General features: G+C 54.5%; 11 protein-coding genes and 1 tRNA gene. 5 read left to right on the top strand and 7 right to left on the bottom strand.

Annotated elements, in window-relative coordinates:
* Window positions 1-16: 16 nt before the first annotated feature.
* Entirely contained in the window at window positions 17-1,843 is a 1,827-nt protein-coding gene (locus tag MK110_07165; GenBank protein MCH2211064.1) for a hypothetical protein, read from the bottom strand.
* A gap of 321 nt (window positions 1,844-2,164) precedes the next feature.
* On the opposite strand from MK110_07165, the gene MK110_07160 reads away from it, so the two are divergent.
* Window positions 2,165-5,434 carry a c-type cytochrome gene (locus MK110_07160; protein MCH2211063.1) on the top strand — a complete coding sequence of 1,090 codons (3,270 nt, stop codon included), beginning with the start codon at window positions 2,165-2,167 and terminating at the stop codon, window positions 5,432-5,434.
* A gap of 384 nt (window positions 5,435-5,818) precedes the next feature.
* On the opposite strand, the gene MK110_07155 is transcribed toward MK110_07160, so the two are convergent.
* From MK110_07155 to MK110_07145, 3 genes are all read right to left on the bottom strand, one after another.
* Window positions 5,819-5,890: transfer RNA gene (locus MK110_07155), tRNA-Gln, on the bottom strand.
* Window positions 5,891-5,948: 58 nt separating this feature from the next.
* A complete protein-coding gene (locus MK110_07150; protein MCH2211062.1) occupies window positions 5,949-7,268 on the bottom strand; it encodes a tetratricopeptide repeat protein in 1,320 nt (439 codons plus the stop codon).
* A gap of 685 nt (window positions 7,269-7,953) precedes the next feature.
* The gene (locus MK110_07145; protein ID MCH2211061.1) at window positions 7,954-8,208 is read right to left on the bottom strand and encodes a hypothetical protein; all 255 of its coding nucleotides are present in this window, start codon (window positions 8,206-8,208) and stop codon (window positions 7,954-7,956) included.
* A 481-nt stretch (window positions 8,209-8,689) separates the two neighbouring features.
* Here MK110_07145 and MK110_07140 point away from each other — a divergent pair, with 481 nt between their 5' ends.
* The gene (locus tag MK110_07140; protein ID MCH2211060.1) at window positions 8,690-9,220 is read left to right on the top strand and encodes a DUF456 family protein; all 531 of its coding nucleotides are present in this window, start codon (window positions 8,690-8,692) and stop codon (window positions 9,218-9,220) included.
* Window positions 9,221-9,237: 17 nt separating this feature from the next.
* On the opposite strand, the gene mgtE is transcribed toward MK110_07140, so the two are convergent.
* The 3 genes from mgtE to rplM all read right to left on the bottom strand — a co-directional run bounded on the left by mgtE (window position 9,238) and on the right by rplM (window position 12,262).
* Complete coding sequence (gene mgtE / locus MK110_07135) at window positions 9,238-10,671, bottom strand: magnesium transporter (protein ID MCH2211059.1); 1,434 nt, start codon at window positions 10,669-10,671, stop codon at window positions 9,238-9,240.
* A 263-nt stretch (window positions 10,672-10,934) separates the two neighbouring features.
* Entirely contained in the window at window positions 10,935-11,309 is a 375-nt protein-coding gene (rpsI, locus tag MK110_07130) for a 30S ribosomal protein S9 (GenBank protein MCH2211058.1), read from the bottom strand.
* Window positions 11,310-11,755: 446 nt separating this feature from the next.
* Window positions 11,756-12,262, bottom strand: a complete 507-nt coding sequence (gene rplM, locus MK110_07125; protein MCH2211057.1) for a 50S ribosomal protein L13 — start codon at window positions 12,260-12,262, stop codon at window positions 11,756-11,758.
* A gap of 463 nt (window positions 12,263-12,725) precedes the next feature.
* Between rplM and MK110_07120 the strand changes: the two genes are divergently transcribed.
* From MK110_07120 to MK110_07110, 3 genes are all read left to right on the top strand, one after another.
* The gene (locus MK110_07120) at window positions 12,726-13,427 is read left to right on the top strand and encodes a YfcE family phosphodiesterase (protein MCH2211056.1); all 702 of its coding nucleotides are present in this window, start codon (window positions 12,726-12,728) and stop codon (window positions 13,425-13,427) included.
* 478 nt (window positions 13,428-13,905) lie between these two features.
* Window positions 13,906-14,187, top strand: a complete 282-nt coding sequence (locus tag MK110_07115) for an acylphosphatase (protein ID MCH2211055.1) — start codon at window positions 13,906-13,908, stop codon at window positions 14,185-14,187.
* A gap of 99 nt (window positions 14,188-14,286) precedes the next feature.
* A complete protein-coding gene (locus MK110_07110) occupies window positions 14,287-15,435 on the top strand; it encodes a M20/M25/M40 family metallo-hydrolase (protein ID MCH2211054.1) in 1,149 nt (382 codons plus the stop codon).
* Window positions 15,436-15,982 lie beyond the last annotated feature (547 nt).

Below are 15,982 nucleotides of genomic sequence, written 5' to 3'. Positions count from 1 at the left end.
TGTTTCCCGGTTCTGCTTAGCGATTCCACGGCCAGGTAAACGTCGGCGGATTCACATAACGATTCATCTGAATTGAAAGTCGGGCACCGGCACCGGCACCCAGATGCACCGTGAACTGAGAGTCGCCAACATCGACAGCGTTACCGTTCAGGGAAACGTTGACAAATTCATGCTCCGCATAGGCACCACTCTGCACAACCAGCCTGCGGTCCGCGACCGGGTTGGTGTTGACCAGTACGAGCGTAATTCCTTCCGGACCGATTCGTTCGACCAGAGCACCGACTCCCCGGGGCAGACCCGGCCGCCTTGCTTCGGCATCAAAGTAGCGTACCTGAGCATGGAGCACGTTGCCGCCGCTGCCCGGGTCGTTGGCACCCAGCATCAGATTGATCAGACTGGTGACCGATGTCACGACCGGCATGTCCGATGAACCGCGGGTATCTGTTGTACGGGTATCCTCTCGTACTTTTTGTACCTGACTTCGAACTGCAGCGAAGTCGGCAGCGATTGCCTGCATCGGAAAATCGGGCGCCTGACCGCGGGAATACTGAACCCAGGGTTCTTCTGCGATACGCGGCAGATCCGAATCATCCAGTGTCCAGGTATAAATGTCGGTCAATTCCGGTATTGACCAGAAATTGACGTTTCCCCCGGCGGGAACACTGTTGTCGATATATGCGTACCACCCGTTTTCACCGTACTTGTGCGGGACCATGACTCTGCCATCGATGACTTTTTTTTGGTCATACATGTTATCGATCTGCTTTCGCAGTGTGTTGATGTATTTGTGGTTGCCGGTCAGCAGGAAGGCAATCCCGAATCCGATACGTGCCCCGCGCATCACGTAGTTGTTTCCCGGGTTTTCCGTGCCGTCGTCGGACTTCGGCCGGAAATTCCAGCCGTAGACGCCGCCCCACCACTTGCCGTCCCACTCACCGCCGATTGAGCCGTCCAGACCAATGTTACTGGGAAGGTTTCCACCATTCTTTTCTGCGCGTTCTACCCAGGCGTCGGCATACTCCAGAATCCAGTCACGATATTTTGTCTCACCTGTCAGCATGTAAGCCGTCATCGCTAGATTCGTTGTCAACAGATTTTGCGGGTGATCACCGCGCAGACTGACGGTGTAACCCAGACGCGTCCAGCGTTCGGTACGTGGCAACTGTCCGGGCCGCGGATCGTGACGCGGCCGCGGATGACCGCCCCACTCATACTCCTTTGCGATCGTCATCAACGGTCCGCGACTTCCGTTGAACAGACTGCGGATGAGCTTTTGTTCGGGGTCGTAGTTCCGGGCTTCAGGATCCTCGTCCATGTAGAATCCGGCATACCGACGAGCGCGACGCAGATACCGCGGGTCACGCGGACTTGCTAATCCGTGCCAGTACCAGGGGACCATTGCTTCACCCGTGTGTTCCCAGTCGAGCTGAGGACAGAATTCGCGATACATCATTCCGTCCTTTGCCGCGGCAACAAGAGGTTCACGGGCTTCCGTGTACTGGTCGAGATGCCCTTCGTAGATTTTGTTATGCAGGGCCAGGATTTTTGGTGATCCGCCGAGCATATAGATCATCGGCAGGTCTCGGTACGTTTCAGTCACGTCATCCGCGCCATCGGCCGCACCCCAGTTTGGAGTGATACGGCACCAGCCACGGCTGTCTACGTAGCGGTCGGAGGCCAGGGATGCGGCTTCGACGTTCGAATCGAGCAGAGCCCACTGGGCAAATGCCCAGTCGGGCGGATCCATGGGCGAGTCAATCTGAAGCGGTTGAGCGGCCACAGCCGGCAGGAGGCTGACGGCCAGACAGACTGTCGTAGTGACGGTTCCAAAACTTTTGATCATCTGTGCATTCCGTATGTCACGTTCGAGGTCAAAACAATTCATGATGAGACTGCCGGAAGCAGAATCAGGAAGATTACAGTCCGGGTGTTTTTCAGGTTTTCGTGACCGCACGCAGTCGCGACCACACTTCTGACCATTCGTTTTGCAGAGGGACGAGGCTGATACCGAGCTGATGACTATTGACATTTCCGACAGTCGTGAGCCTGCCCAAACGCCAAAACTCTGATCCAATCCGGTATTCTAATTCATATAGTGCTTGAATCTGATGCAGAAGGCAAAGCGATCAGGTGACTTCTGATACCGGCTACAAAAAGAATTACCATGAAATTGTTATGTTCCTCCCTCGCGGTGATCTGTGTTTTCCGATTCGGGGCAGCCGCCACAATGGTTATGGCCCAGACCGGCACCGTCCTTCCGTCAGCTGAGTCACTGCCAAAAGTACCTGATGGGTTTGAGATTTCCGTCTTCGCCTCGGAGCCTTTGATCTACAAACCTGCGGCACTGTGTTTCGATGCAAACGGACGGATGATGGTGGGACAGGGGCCTCAGTATCACCTCAGCACAGCGATTGAGGAATCCGACAGTGTGGTGCTGCTGCTGGACACCGATGCAGACGGTGTTGCTGATCGCCGCCAGGTGTTTGCTAAAGGATTCAACAGTATTCAGGGGCTGGCCTGGAGGGGACGTGACCTGTACGTAGCTAACTCACCTGAGCTCACCGTGGTCCGTGATCTTGATGGTGATGACGAAGCTGATGAGTACATTGTCGTCTATACCGACCTGGGAAATCACGAGCACGCACTGCACGGGCTGGTCTGGGGACCTGACGGACGGCTCTATATGTCCAAGGGGAATTCAAAAGGACACAATGATCCCGAAAAGTACGGACGAGTTGCTCCCAGGGCGTTTCGGGAATTGTGGGATGTTGTGCATCCCGCGGGTGCACCCGATATTCCTGAACCGCAAACCTACACAGTAGACACCTATCAAAAGACGTTTCATGACTTTCGTGATGACTGGGGCCGCGAAGGAGGAATTCTGCGATGCGAGCCGATGGGTGCGGACCTGGAAATCGTATCACGCGGGATGCGTAACCCGTGGGACCTTGCGATCGACAGCGGTTTTAACCTGCTTGCCACTGACAATGATCAGACGCAGGGTGACCGAATCATCATGCCGTTTTACGGCGCGCATTTCGGCTGGGGACATCGTTACAGCAGTCACTGGACCGGTGAAGAGAATCTACCCACTGTTCCGATCAGTGGACCGCTGACCTCGGGGTCGTGGGCCGGACTTGAGTGGTACGATCATCAGAACTTTCCTTCGGAATATCGCAGAGTGTTCTTCCTCAATGACTGGATGTTCGGCACCTATGTCTACCGGCCGGACTGGAACGGTGCGCTGCGGACATCGTCAGACAGGTCACTTGAACCGTTCATTCAGCGTCGGGAGGGGGGGATGCTCTATCGCCCCACTGATTTGGCGGTGGGCCCGGACGGGGCAATTTATACCCTCGGCTGGGGAGGGAATTATCACTATGAACCCGGTGACGACGGCAGTTGGGTTTTTCGAGTAACTCATTCGCCGGACAGTCGGCTGAGTTTGTCTGCCGTCCTGCCGCTGACGCAGCAGACGGTTGCGCAGTTAATCACGAGTTTCAAATCAGGCGTACTCCCCGTCCGTCGTATCAACGCTCAGGATGAACTCGTTCGTCGTGGTCCGGCAATCCGTGATGAACTGGCTGAGGCAATCTCAGGCAACAAACTTTCAGTGAGTCAGCAGACCTGGGCGATGTGGGCTTTCGGCAGAATTGCCAATGCCGCTGTCGAACAGGCAGAGACGATAAGACAGTGGGCCGTCCCCCGGTCGGTTAAATCCGGTACTGGTTTTCATTCAGCGCGGGGCAAGCGAAATCTTCGCATCCAGGCCATCAGAATTCTTGCCTGGCTGGCACAGCGGACCGGCAACGATCAGGCAGTCCAGTCTGCAGCCTCGGAGGGGTTGCGCGACAGCGATCCACGCATTCGCCTTGAATCCATCCAGGCCATTCACCAGGCCCGGCTCAGTTCGATGTTCGACAACGTTGTGGAACAACTGGCCAAAGAAAACGAACGCCTGGTGTTTTATGCCGGATGGCAGGCGTTGCGCGATCTGGCTGATCCGGAGATACGCGGCGCTCTGCTGGATCACAACCAGGGAAGGGTTCGGCTGGCAGCGCTGCTTGGACTGCAGGAAGGCTATGAAGTCACGCAGCAGGAGGTTCTGGAGCTGCTGGATCGTGAAAGTGACCCGACTGTTCAGAGTTGGGCCCTGACCTTTGCAATGAATCCGCTTCCGCCGGCCAAACTGACCAACGATCGCCTGCGGATTGTGATGGAACAGACAATGCCTGTTGAGCAGATGATCAGTCGAGCAGTCCAGACGCCGCGACCCAGCCTGCGCAGACTGTATCTGAAGATGATTTCACGGGCCTCCGTCAGTGAGGGAGAACAGCAACAGCAGTTACTTACCTTCTATCGGACTTTGCCAACCAGTGAAGAACGCGCTCTGATTCTGCCTTCTGCCGCAACCACGATGGACGCGTTTCCGGATATATGGGATGCGATCGGAGAACCGGAGCCATTGCGGAGTGCCGGTGTTGAGGGGATCAGAAGACTGCACCGAAGGCGTGTCCGGCAATTGAGATCGGCTGAATCCAGTGTGAGATCCACTTCGCGTACTCTGTCGTCCGTCGGCGGGTTTTCAGCAGAGATTGCCAATCGCCTTTTTGAACAGCTGGCGAATGTTGATATCGATGACGAACACGTACCCGGAGCCCTCACGGCGATCAATGGTCTGCCATTACCGAAGGAGTGGTCCATTGGCCATGATGCTCTGGAATTTCTGCTGACCGTTCTGGAAGACCGAGATCAGCCGGTGACCGGTCGCACCGTCCTGCGACTTCTCCGAAAACTTGATCCCGCGACTATTGGGCAGGAAACACGTTTGACTGAAGTCCTGAACGCAGTGTGTGAGATTCCCAATGCGCGACTCTTTCGAGACCTGCTCGCGGTGACGTCGCATTTTGGACTGGCGATCGACGTACCGGTTCCGCAGGCATCAACGGTCACGGACGTGCTGAACAGACTGGATCAGGCACAGGCTGATCGTGGTCGGGAAATGTTCTTCGATACCATCCACGGGGGCGGATGTGCCGCCTGCCATCGTGTGCGCGGCAGAGGTGGCGAATTAGCTCCGGATCTGTCGGGCGTGGGAATTCGGCTCACACCGGAAAACATCGTGCAGGCCATTCTTCAGCCGAGTGCAGCCATCACTGAGGGGTACACAATGCAGGTGTTTGTGGACACGGACGGCATCACATATACAGGTGCTGTGATTCAGGAGAACGACTCTGAGATCACGATCCTGCGCACAGACGGCACTCAGGTGACGATCAGAGCCAGTCTGATTGAGGAACGCCGGAAACTCAAACAGTCGGTCATGCCGTCGGGCTACGAGTTCAGCGGTGCCGAACAGCTGGCCGACCTGACAGCGTGGCTGCTCACACTTCGTGATCCAGGAAACAGCAATTCACCGAACGCGAAGGAATGAATCGTTTACCTGTATGACCGACTGAGCACCGTGTTCTGTCTCGCCGCCGATGCTCTGATCGGACTTTCGATACGGTCCGCCAGTGTCGAGTTTACGAACAACAGTGCCGACTGACTGGTCTTTCGATGAAGTGCGATTGGACCACGGTCCGGTTCAGGGCCTGTCATGCCGAGGGCCATTCAACCGGTATTCTGTTCAGTTCAGCTGGTATACCGCAGATGACGACATCGACCAATTCAACTCTGAAAGTGGCCCTCATAGTGGCCCCGCAGCGGCGGGAAGTGGTGAGAAGAGCGAGGAAGAGACGAGCGGGCGAACTTCTCGGATAACCTGGGAAAACGCTGCTCGCCAGAATTTTTTAGGCATCAAACGGAGGTGGAAGACTAACCCGGCCAGGACTTGAACCTGAACTAACAGAATCAAAATCTGTTGTGCTACCAATTACACCACCGGGTTAAAGTCCCGCGGGAACGTTACTGCCCCGGGCAAATCGAACAAACGCGGCCTGACCGAATCAATCGTTCCGCAGTTTGAGCCCCATCTCAGTCAGTTTTGCGCGGATTTCGTTCAAAGAGGTAACGCCGAAGTTTCGGCTTGCCAGCAATTCGTCCGGCGTCCGTTGAAGAATCTGACCAATTGTCTGAATGGCCAGTCTTGTCATGCATTTTCGCGAGCGGACTGACAGATTCAAATCGCTGATTGGCCGATTCATCATGGCCTGTTCTTCCGGCGTCAGATTCTGGTCCGTGAATGTTTCGCGTGAATGAACCTTGTGCAAATGCTGACCGATGTGCAGGCCGTGAGCGGACAGCAATTCGCGGATTTCGGTTAAAGAGGTTTCACCGAAATTCTTCCCGGCGAGTAGCTCCTGCTCGCTGATTTCTGTCAGATCACCCAGAGAATTGATGTCCATCGCCCCCAGACAGTTACGACTTCGCACCGACAGTTCGAAGTCGGTGACAGGACGACCCAGAAGCTGCTTCATACGAGCTTCCTGACGAGCCTGTTCTTCGTTAACGTGCATATTGTGCGTGGCTTCGATGTCCTTCAGGTACAGGATTGCCCGTTCGTTGGTCGGATCAAACTCCAGTACACGCTGAAAACAAAACGCAGCTGTCTGATAACGTTCGTGATCCTCGTAGAGCAGACCCAGGTTCAGCAGGGCACCCACGAAGTACGGTGGTCTGGAAAGACTTCGCTCGTAAAGCTTAATAGATTCTTCATCGTTGCCTCGCAGCGAATTTTCAGCGGCCAGCCAGAACAAGGCCCGCGCATGGTGTCCGTCCATATCGACTGCACGTTCGAAGTATTCGACAGCTGTCAGAGCATCACCGCGATCCGCCCAGATGCAACCCATCTGAAACGAATATTCCGCACGACTGGCGGCTGATGCTGCTACACTTCGCAGCATTTGCTCAGCTTCGTCGATTCGTCCCTGAGCTCGAAGGCACCCGGCCTGGCGCAACGTGGCGTCAATATGATCGTAGCCCGCCTTTGCGGCGTCTTCGTATCGTTGTGCAGCGTCCTCGTGACGTTCCATCGACGACAGCGAGTGTGCATGGTAGCAAATTGCCAGCCCGTCCTTTTGAATGCCGCCCAGAAAATGGTCCGCGTCTTCGTGGCGTGCCAGCAAAAATGAAGCCAGTCCCAGACGTGCCAGCAGATCTTCACTCGCGGACTGATCTACTCCGCGGCTGACTTCAGTCAAGGCTTGGCGAACGTCAGAAATCTGCGGACCTGCGACAGCGTTCTCAAGCTGGTCCACTGATTCCGGCGTTAGATTGCCACGGCCCCTGAGAATTTCAGCAAAATTCATTGAGTTGACCACAGACACAGGCGTCAATTCCTTCCGTGTTGTTTGAACACGTCAAATTGTGATGTTCCGACTCGTGTCCGAACTGTCAGCAAGTTTTACGCCAACCTGACGGACCAGCGGAGCCTGGAAAGCAAAACAACAAAATTTACCGTTTCCTGCGGCCGGACACAAACTATCTGTATGGATTCCGACGCTTGCGAATCACAACGGACGGGGTAAGTGTCCGGTGATAATCAGTGCAGACGACCCAATTTACGCAGGACGTGTTTTGCTGACCTTATTCGACCTAAACACGTCTGATAGCGCAAATTGCGGTGCGGTGCGGAAGACAGTCGCCCGTGGGAGTGGAACAACAAAAATCAGAAGAACAGTGTATCTTCTTCAGGTCGTTGTCTGACCGGTTTGCTCAAACCAATGTTATCCGGGATGGACCTGTTTCCGGCTGATCACACTCAGACGGGGCCAGCCGGTTCCATTCGCTCACCTGCCAAATCTGACCGTGAGACGCCTGAAAACACTGATATTAGAGTGGGTAGCCGATCCAACCATCACCCCGGTTCTCAAACCGGGGCTGTTCAGCAGGGCACCGGCCCTGGAGTTTATGCGACCCAAACCATGTGCGTGCATCAGTTCAGCGATTTGCGCACCACGGTTCAGGTCCTCGCAAAACAACCGCGTTGCTCATTACGGCAGGGACGAGCGACTAATAAGTCGGAACAGGATCGACGAAGGCGGTTGTGGTTCCTGGAGCGAATGCCGCCTGGTAGGCCGGATCGTAGGCCGTCCGATACCCAGGCCCCGTAGCACCGCATGCGCCTCCGGGGCAAGCACCACCACCACCACCGTACGGATATCCCGCTCCGTAACCGCCGCCACAGCAACCATGACCTAACAGGCAGCATCCTGTCATTGAGCACATCATCAACAGGCCGGTACAGAACATAAGGAAACGGTTCATCAGAGTGCCTCCATGCTGCCGCCGTGGATGTCGTGAGACCAGGCAGGCAACGAGAACTGAGAGATTGAATGATCTGAGATGAATTACTGCGACCAGAGACCGTGATTCGATGAGGTTAGAATCGCAGTTTCTTTGACGGACTCAGTACATTCGTGAGGAGAGAGAGTTTTGAAGGGAGGCGATGACGTGATGCATCGCACGTCCGGAACTTACGAAAACCGGCAAAATGCGTCAACATGTCTTTTCTGAACAGAAAATCCGCAGAAACGCTCACGATTCAACGAATCATCAGCGCGGAATCACAGAAGATTGGAATGTTTTTCTAAAGCACGAAGTGTTACAGATTTCCGGGGCTGTCTGCTGCAGTTGCTCAGAGCATTCCAGCGGACCACGCAGAGAATTCAGCTAAATCTGCTATTGTTTCAGCGGTAAACCTGTACCGGCAGCCTTCGTTGGATGCTTTGGATAAACCGGACACGCTATGACGTATTGGCTTGCCGCCACTTTGCTGACTGCACTCAATGCGATCAGCGTTACGCTGAATCTTCTGATGCTGCCTGGTAACTGGATCATGGTTGCCGCTCTTTGTCTGTTTCTTCTGGTTGTCGGCGATGCTCAAGCCGGACCCAACTGGGTGACAGTACTGATTGTTGCCGGACTGGCTATTGTCGGTGAGATCATCGAACTGGTTGCCGGTTCCGCCAGGGCGGCCAGGGCCGGGGCCACGCGCCGCTCGATGCTGTTGTCTCTGGTTGCGTCATTTGTGCTGAGTGTCGTCGGAACATTTGCAGTTCCTGTTCCTGTGGTTGGTACAGCTCTTGGAGCAATCGGAGGCGCAATACTCGGCGCGTTTGCCGGTGCCTGGCTGGGTGAGACCTGGGCCGGCACAGATTCCCGCCAGCGTGTGGAAATCAGTCAGGCGGCGATGAGCGGTCGATTGCTGGGAATGCTCATCAAATTGACAATTGGGGCCGCGATTTTCGTGATTCAGCTGATAAGTCTTTGGTTGTAGTCAGATACCGTGTCGGTCTACAAAATTGCCATGGCCACTTCGTAGAACAGCACCACTCCCAGAACATCGACGATTGCTGCGATCAGAGGATTCGACATGATCGCCGGGTCCATCCCGAACCGACGGAACAGGATCGGCAGCAGCGTACCTGCTCCCGTGCCGATCAACACGATCAGCAGGACTGTCAAGCCGACCACAATTGACCTCCACAAATCCTGGCTGGCGCCGGCTGAGGGCCACCAGCCCAGTCCGTATCCTGCTGCGACCACCAGAGCGTCCAGCAGCCCCAGTACGGCGCCGAGGGCCAGTCCAATCAAGAGTTCCCGCAGCACCAGTCGACGGTCCACACGAAACTCAGTGCCCGGCACAGCAGTGTCCGCCGGCTGCAGCGCAAACATACGAATAAACAGTGTCGCTGACTGGGAGCCCGCGTTCCCTCCGCTTGCCATGACCAGGGGCAGAAACAGAATAATGAGCATGGATGAAAGGTCTTCAGGGGCATTTCGGATTCCGTGTGTGGTTGCCCTTTCGTACAGTCCCAGCATACCGGCTGTCATGATGGCAACCAAAGACAGGGCCAAAAGCCAGAAACCTCGATTCCACAGAATCGTCAGGAATGGTGCATCTTCGTAGTCATCCCGCAGGGGCTCCACAGCACTTTGGCGGTACGCGTCTTCTGTTGCTTCTTCCTGGACGACATCGATTGCGTCGTCGTGTGTGACGATGCCCACCAGCCGTTCCTCATCATCCACGATGGGCATAGCGATGAAGTTATACCGTGCGAGCTCCTGAGCCACATGTTCACGGTCTTCGCTGGCCTGCATACGAATAACGTCTGTTTCCATGATGTCGGCCAGCTGCTGATCTTCGCGAGCGAGGATCAGTTCGCGGAGCGAGATGAGTCCCTGCAGACGGCGACTGTCACTGAGAATATAGATGTAATAAATGGTTTCACTGTCCGGGGCCTGCTGACGCAGACGCCCCAATGCATCTGCTACCGAGATATTGGCCGGAAGTGAGGCATATTCAGTCGTCATAATCGCCCCGGCCGTGTTTTCGTCGTACGACAATAATCGTCGTATATCGTTGCGTTCGGCCTGAGCGATCAAACGCAGGAGTTCCTCGACACGTTCCAACGGCATTCGTGACAGCAGGTCAACGCGGTCATCCGGCGACATTTCTTCCAGTAATTCTGAGAGGCGTCGCTGGTCCAGTTGTTTGACGAGTTCTTCCTGTCGACGCAGCGCAACGTACTCAAAAATTTCGACGCGATTGGGGAGTGTTGCATTGTCAAGCACTGCCCAGACTTCAGCATCGTACAGGTCTTCCAGAATTGAGGCCGCAACCGCCGGATGCATCACCTCAATCAGGGCAGCCATTCCAGCTTTGTCGCGGTCCCGGACCATCTGCCTGATGTCCGGCTGAATGAGAGATTTAAAGTAGTCGACCATTGCGGATCTCTTCTCGACGACTGCAAAGCAGGCTTATTTACTGCAACGACATCGCCTGACGAATCAGCACAGTGTGCAACAGGGGGAGGCCATCACCGTCAGATTCGGGTGAGGAAGTCACCCGAATCTGATGCAATCTCCTGATAATGCAAAATCCCTGCTGAAATCAGATTCAGCAGGGATTGGTTACCGATCCATTGTTTTGGCTGCGGCAGTCGGAAAATGAAACCATTTTCCTGTTGTGAAGCACAGGACGCTCGCGATCAACGTTTGGAGAACTGGTAGCTTCTGCGAGCTTTCCGTAAACCGTACTTTTTGCGTTCCACCATGCGGCCGTCGCGGGTGAGAAATCCGGCTTCCGACAACTTGTGGTGCAGGGCCGGTTCCACTACCTCCAGGGCACGAGAAATCCCCAGCAGCACCGCACCCGTCTGACCGGTTGTTCCGCCCCCCCTGACTCGAACAGAAACGTCAACCTTTCCCAGCTTGTCCGTCAGTTTCAATGGTGCCAGAACCATCTCACGATCGCGTAGTACTCCAAAATACGTATCAAGCGATCGGCCATTGACCAGAAATTCGCCCTGGCCCTGCTTGATGCGAACACGCGCCACCGATGTTTTTCGGCGCCCGGTACCCATTGCCACGCCGAATCGATCGATCTTGCCGCGGAGAACCGGTACGTAATCCGGATCCACCGAGGAATCAGCAGGGTCTCCGCTTCCCAGTGTGATTTCGGGAATGGTTGACTCTTCTTCCGAAGCAGCGACTACCTCCGGTTCTTGCAGTCCGGGCTCTTCGATGACAGCCGGTTCCTCGACCTCAGTCGCTACGTCTTCCGCCGGGCTACCACTGTCTGACTCGCCAACCTGAGCGACAGTATCGGCCTCGGGAGTCGCGACGGTTTCCACCGGTGTTTCAGCGGCCGATTCGTCAACCTGAGTGGCAACTTCCTCAGCCGGTTTGTCTGCTTCTTCTTCGGTTGGTGTGGAATCTGAACTCATAGGGGAAGATCACCTGTGGTGAAATTGGAAATGGACGTGAGCTGAAAACTGCTGATTTGCCAGAGGCTGTGCAATTATCGGCTTTACTTCTTTGTTTTCTGCTTTGGCATCAAATATTCGGGAAGCGGACGGGCCTGCTGAGCCTGATGAGGGTGTTCCGGACCAGCGTAGAGCTTCAGTTTCTTCAGCATCTGACGACCGAGACGATTCTTGGGCAACATACGCCGAACCGCTTCACGGAGAATACGTTCAGGATGCCGCTCCCAGATCTGAGCAGCTGTCCGTATCCGCTGACCACTCGGATATCCACTATAAGTTTGGTACTCTTTGCTGGCCATTTTTGTGGAGTAATACGGGATTTTTGGGTGTTCTGCCGCACTCCCTGAGAAACGCACTCGTTCCACATTGGTGACGATAATTCCGTCTCCACAGTCAACGTGCGGCGTATACGTAGCCTTGTGCTTTCCCATCAGCACAGTTGCCAGTTGTGTAGCGAGTCGTCCCACAATCAAACCGTCGGCGTCTACCGTGAACCACTCTCGGGCTTCAGGCGCCTGTTCTTTGGTGGACATCCATGTTTTAGCGAGCATTGGCATCGCTGATATACTTTCTTTCTGACAATCGATTCCAACTGCGTTGGCCGGAAACGACATCCGGAACATTTGCCACCCACAGCAGGTGAGTACAAAATGCCACGGCAGTTAAAAGGTTCAGATGGCAAAAACGTTGACTGGACTGACTTCAACAGCGTCTGGAGGAGGGGCAGAATTCATTGAATGTACCCACCTGCTCCCCGCTTCGGTAAAGACCGCCCATCCCTGGACCGAAGACTGAAAATTCCAAGTCCTCGGAGGGATTACAGAGGAAGTCAGGCAATTTAGCGACAAAAAGCTTCACAATCAATGCTGCCCTGAGGATTTCAGCCTGAGGTGAGGATGCCGGAATGTCGGTTCGGAATTGTGATTCCTTGCGTGTGTTCAGGAATCCCTCCTGCGACACTATTCCGGTCGTTCATTCGTATCACGGTACAAACTAACCGAATTGACCCCGGGAATGCGAATTCTCCTGCTTGCCGATATTCACTCAAACTGGCCCGCACTTGCAGCCATAGACGAAGAATTTGACGCCTGTTTTTTTCTGGGTGATCTTGTGGATTACGCTACGGATCCATTGCCCTGCCTGCAATGGGTTCAGCAGCATGCGACTCACTGGATTCGGGGCAATCACGACCATTGTCTGGCCCAACGTGTTCTGGTAAGGCCTGCCGGCACATTTCGTAGGATTTCGGCAGCGATGCGACAACATCATTTGCGCGTGATGTCGGATGAACATCTGACGTGGTTGGCCCGTATGCCCGTCACAGAATATGTGACAGTGGGCGGACTCCGCTACCTTTTGGTGCACGCCAGTCCGCGAGATCCTCTGGATGAGTACGTGGATGAATCTGCGGAGCAGTGGAAAGTGCGACTGACCCACATCGATGTGGATTTTGTGTGCGTGGGACACACACACGTGCCCATGCACCTGGACGTTGACGGTATGCAGATCATTAATCCGGGAAGTGTTGGGCAACCCCGCGATGGAGATCCGAGGGCGGCTTACGCTGTCATCGAGGATGGCAAGGTCGAATTTCATCGAGTGACTTACAATATTGACCGAACGGTGGAACACATGCGAATGTCCGGAATCGATCCAGGGATCATCGGACAAACAGAACTGGTTCTGCGTAATGGTGGTACCGCACTCCATGCCTGATTCATTCTTAAATGTTAAAAATTGGCTTTCGTAATGCTGGAACGGCGGGTCGGACGAGAGCCCGGACCGAACCGCGTTGTTGCGGTCGTCATTCCGTGTGATCGGATTCGGGACGAGATTGAATCCGTGTTGAAACGCATCGGTCCTGAATCTCTGAGCTTTTGATGATGCTGAAAGCTCAGGTCTCGCACAGGCGCTGCCAAAGTTACTTAGAAAAAACGGATCGTCCGATCTGTACCTGACTTACTTCCACACGTTTTTCCTGTTCCAATTTAGTCCGACAAGCAGGAGAGTCACATTCCTTGTCAAAACGTTCGTTTGAGAAAATGAGGGGCTGGAATCGCTGAATACGTCGCTTGGATCCGGTTGACTGGGGTCGTATGCAGTGGTACACGTTGTGTACTGGTTGAAGCTGCAGGAGAGACTGGTGTTCCCGTCAATCCGAATGTTATCAAACAACTGAGGTGCAGGAATTCATGTGAGTGAAGAGTCGATAACACGACGAGTGCTGTTCGCCGGACGGGTTCAGGGAGTCGGGTTTCGTTGGACGGTGAAGAAGCTGACCGGTCCTCTTCCGGTGACCGGATTTGTACGAAATCTCAGTGACGGTCGTGTCGAACTCACAGTCTGCGGAACAGAGACAGTTCTGGGAAATCTGCTGGCGGAAATTTCTGATCATTTTGGCTCCGGTATCGCTGCAGTGGAATCAGAACGCTTGCAGACATCGGAAGACTTTGTGGACTTTCGGATTCGCAGGTAAGTGACGTGAACTGCATTTGTGTGACAGAAGTTTTTTGCAGTCGATATTTACCGGAGCGAACAGGATGCCTGTCAAAACATTCGAAAGGGGAACGGTTCCATGTCCCTTGACGTTGTCCGACTCACCACGGAACTGGTCGGTTTCAACTCAGTCAGCCGGCTGACAAACGTGCCGGTGACCCGCTATATCGCCAAGGTTCTCAGATCGCTCGGATTCAAAGTCGAGGAGCTGCGATACACCGACGTGAATGGTGTGGAGAAACTTTCCATCGTGGGCAAACTGGGAAGAGGAACCGGAGGCCTCACGCTGATGAGTCATGACGACGTCGTTCCCGCGGACAACGTGGAGGACTGGACGGACCGCCCGTTCCGGGGACGTGTCAGCAGGGGAAGACTCTACGGACGTGGTTCTGCTGACATGAAGGGGCCTCTGGCAGCGTCGATATGCGCCGCGGGACAGTTCAGCGCGAAGGATCTGACCGCACCTGTTTACATCGTTGTCACCGCCGATGAGGAGATAAACGGACGTGGTGCAGAAGACGTTACCAGACGATCGAAACTTTTTGACGAGGCCAGGAAAGGCTGTGGAGTTATCTGTGAACCAACGGGTTTACGTGTGGTGTATGCACATAAAGGCGGTCTGGCGATCCGCGTGGTCTCCAAAGGCCGTGCTGCGCACACGAGCACACTGAAGGGCACCAACGCCAATCTCAAAATGATCCCGTTTCTGGTGGAGATGAAGAAAATCAACGATCTTGCACTGACTTCCCGACGTTACCGCAATGAGGAATTCAAACCGGCCCACTCAGAATGGTCAATCGGCATCAATGATCACAATACCGCTACGAATATATCCCCGGTGCAAAGTGTCTGCCGCATTAGTTACCGACTAATGCCCGGCGTGGATGTTACGCCACTGATCGAACGCACCAAAAGGATTGCTCGCAAATACGGACTCAGGTACCAGCTGTTGAAACGTACTGAAGGCCTGTACACACCACCGGATTCACCGTTGGTACGTACCGCGCTGAAGATCACCGGGAGCAGAAGACCCACCACGGTGCCGTACGGGACCGACGGTGTGGCCTTCCGCAAAAAGATGAAACAGCTGATCGTTTGTGGCCCCGGAAACATCGCTCAGGCACATACCGTCGATGAATGGATCGCGCTGGATCAGCTCAAACGTGGTGTTGATACGTACTGTCGGTTGATTGATCATGTTTGCGTCAGCAGCCGGCGCGAGTCATGACTCCCAATGACATTGTTGTAGTGATCGGTATGCGGAGCACAGGGCATATCCTGTGATAGTGGCCGGATCTCATCTGGCCCTCCCCGGTGAACGACACCGCAATTTCTTTGAGCCAATCAACCAGGAGATTCTCAGAGTCCACAGCATTCTGAATGCAGCGTGTATTGAATCAGCCGGTTGTGATTGCGCTGTAATATTTGCCACAACTGAAATTCCGCGGCAGCTGTCTGCCAACTTTAATGCAGCAGATGGCAACGGCACCATGCTGTCTGGATCAATTATGCACCAGTGAGCCCGTCAATGGATGAATCGGAAAATAAGGTCATATGAAATCGTCTTTGGTTCTCCTGACTGTGATGGAAAGCCGGGTGGAACTCTCTTTGGCATTCGTGGAGAGGGATCTGTGGTTTTGTGAACTCTGTCACGGCCTGCAGAAATTTCTGAATGTTTGACTCACGTCTCAGTCTCGGTTTGAGTAATCTGCAAAACTCGCGGCGACCCGCTCATACTTAGGTAACTGCCGGACCGATTCAAACAGGTGTGTTGC

This window comes from Fuerstiella sp. (assembly GCA_022447225.1).
In the GTDB taxonomy this organism is placed as follows: Bacteria; Planctomycetota; Planctomycetia; order Planctomycetales; family Planctomycetaceae; genus S139-18.
Note: the sequence above shows the minus strand (reverse complement) of the source record. Positions and strands in the feature narration are given on the sequence as shown.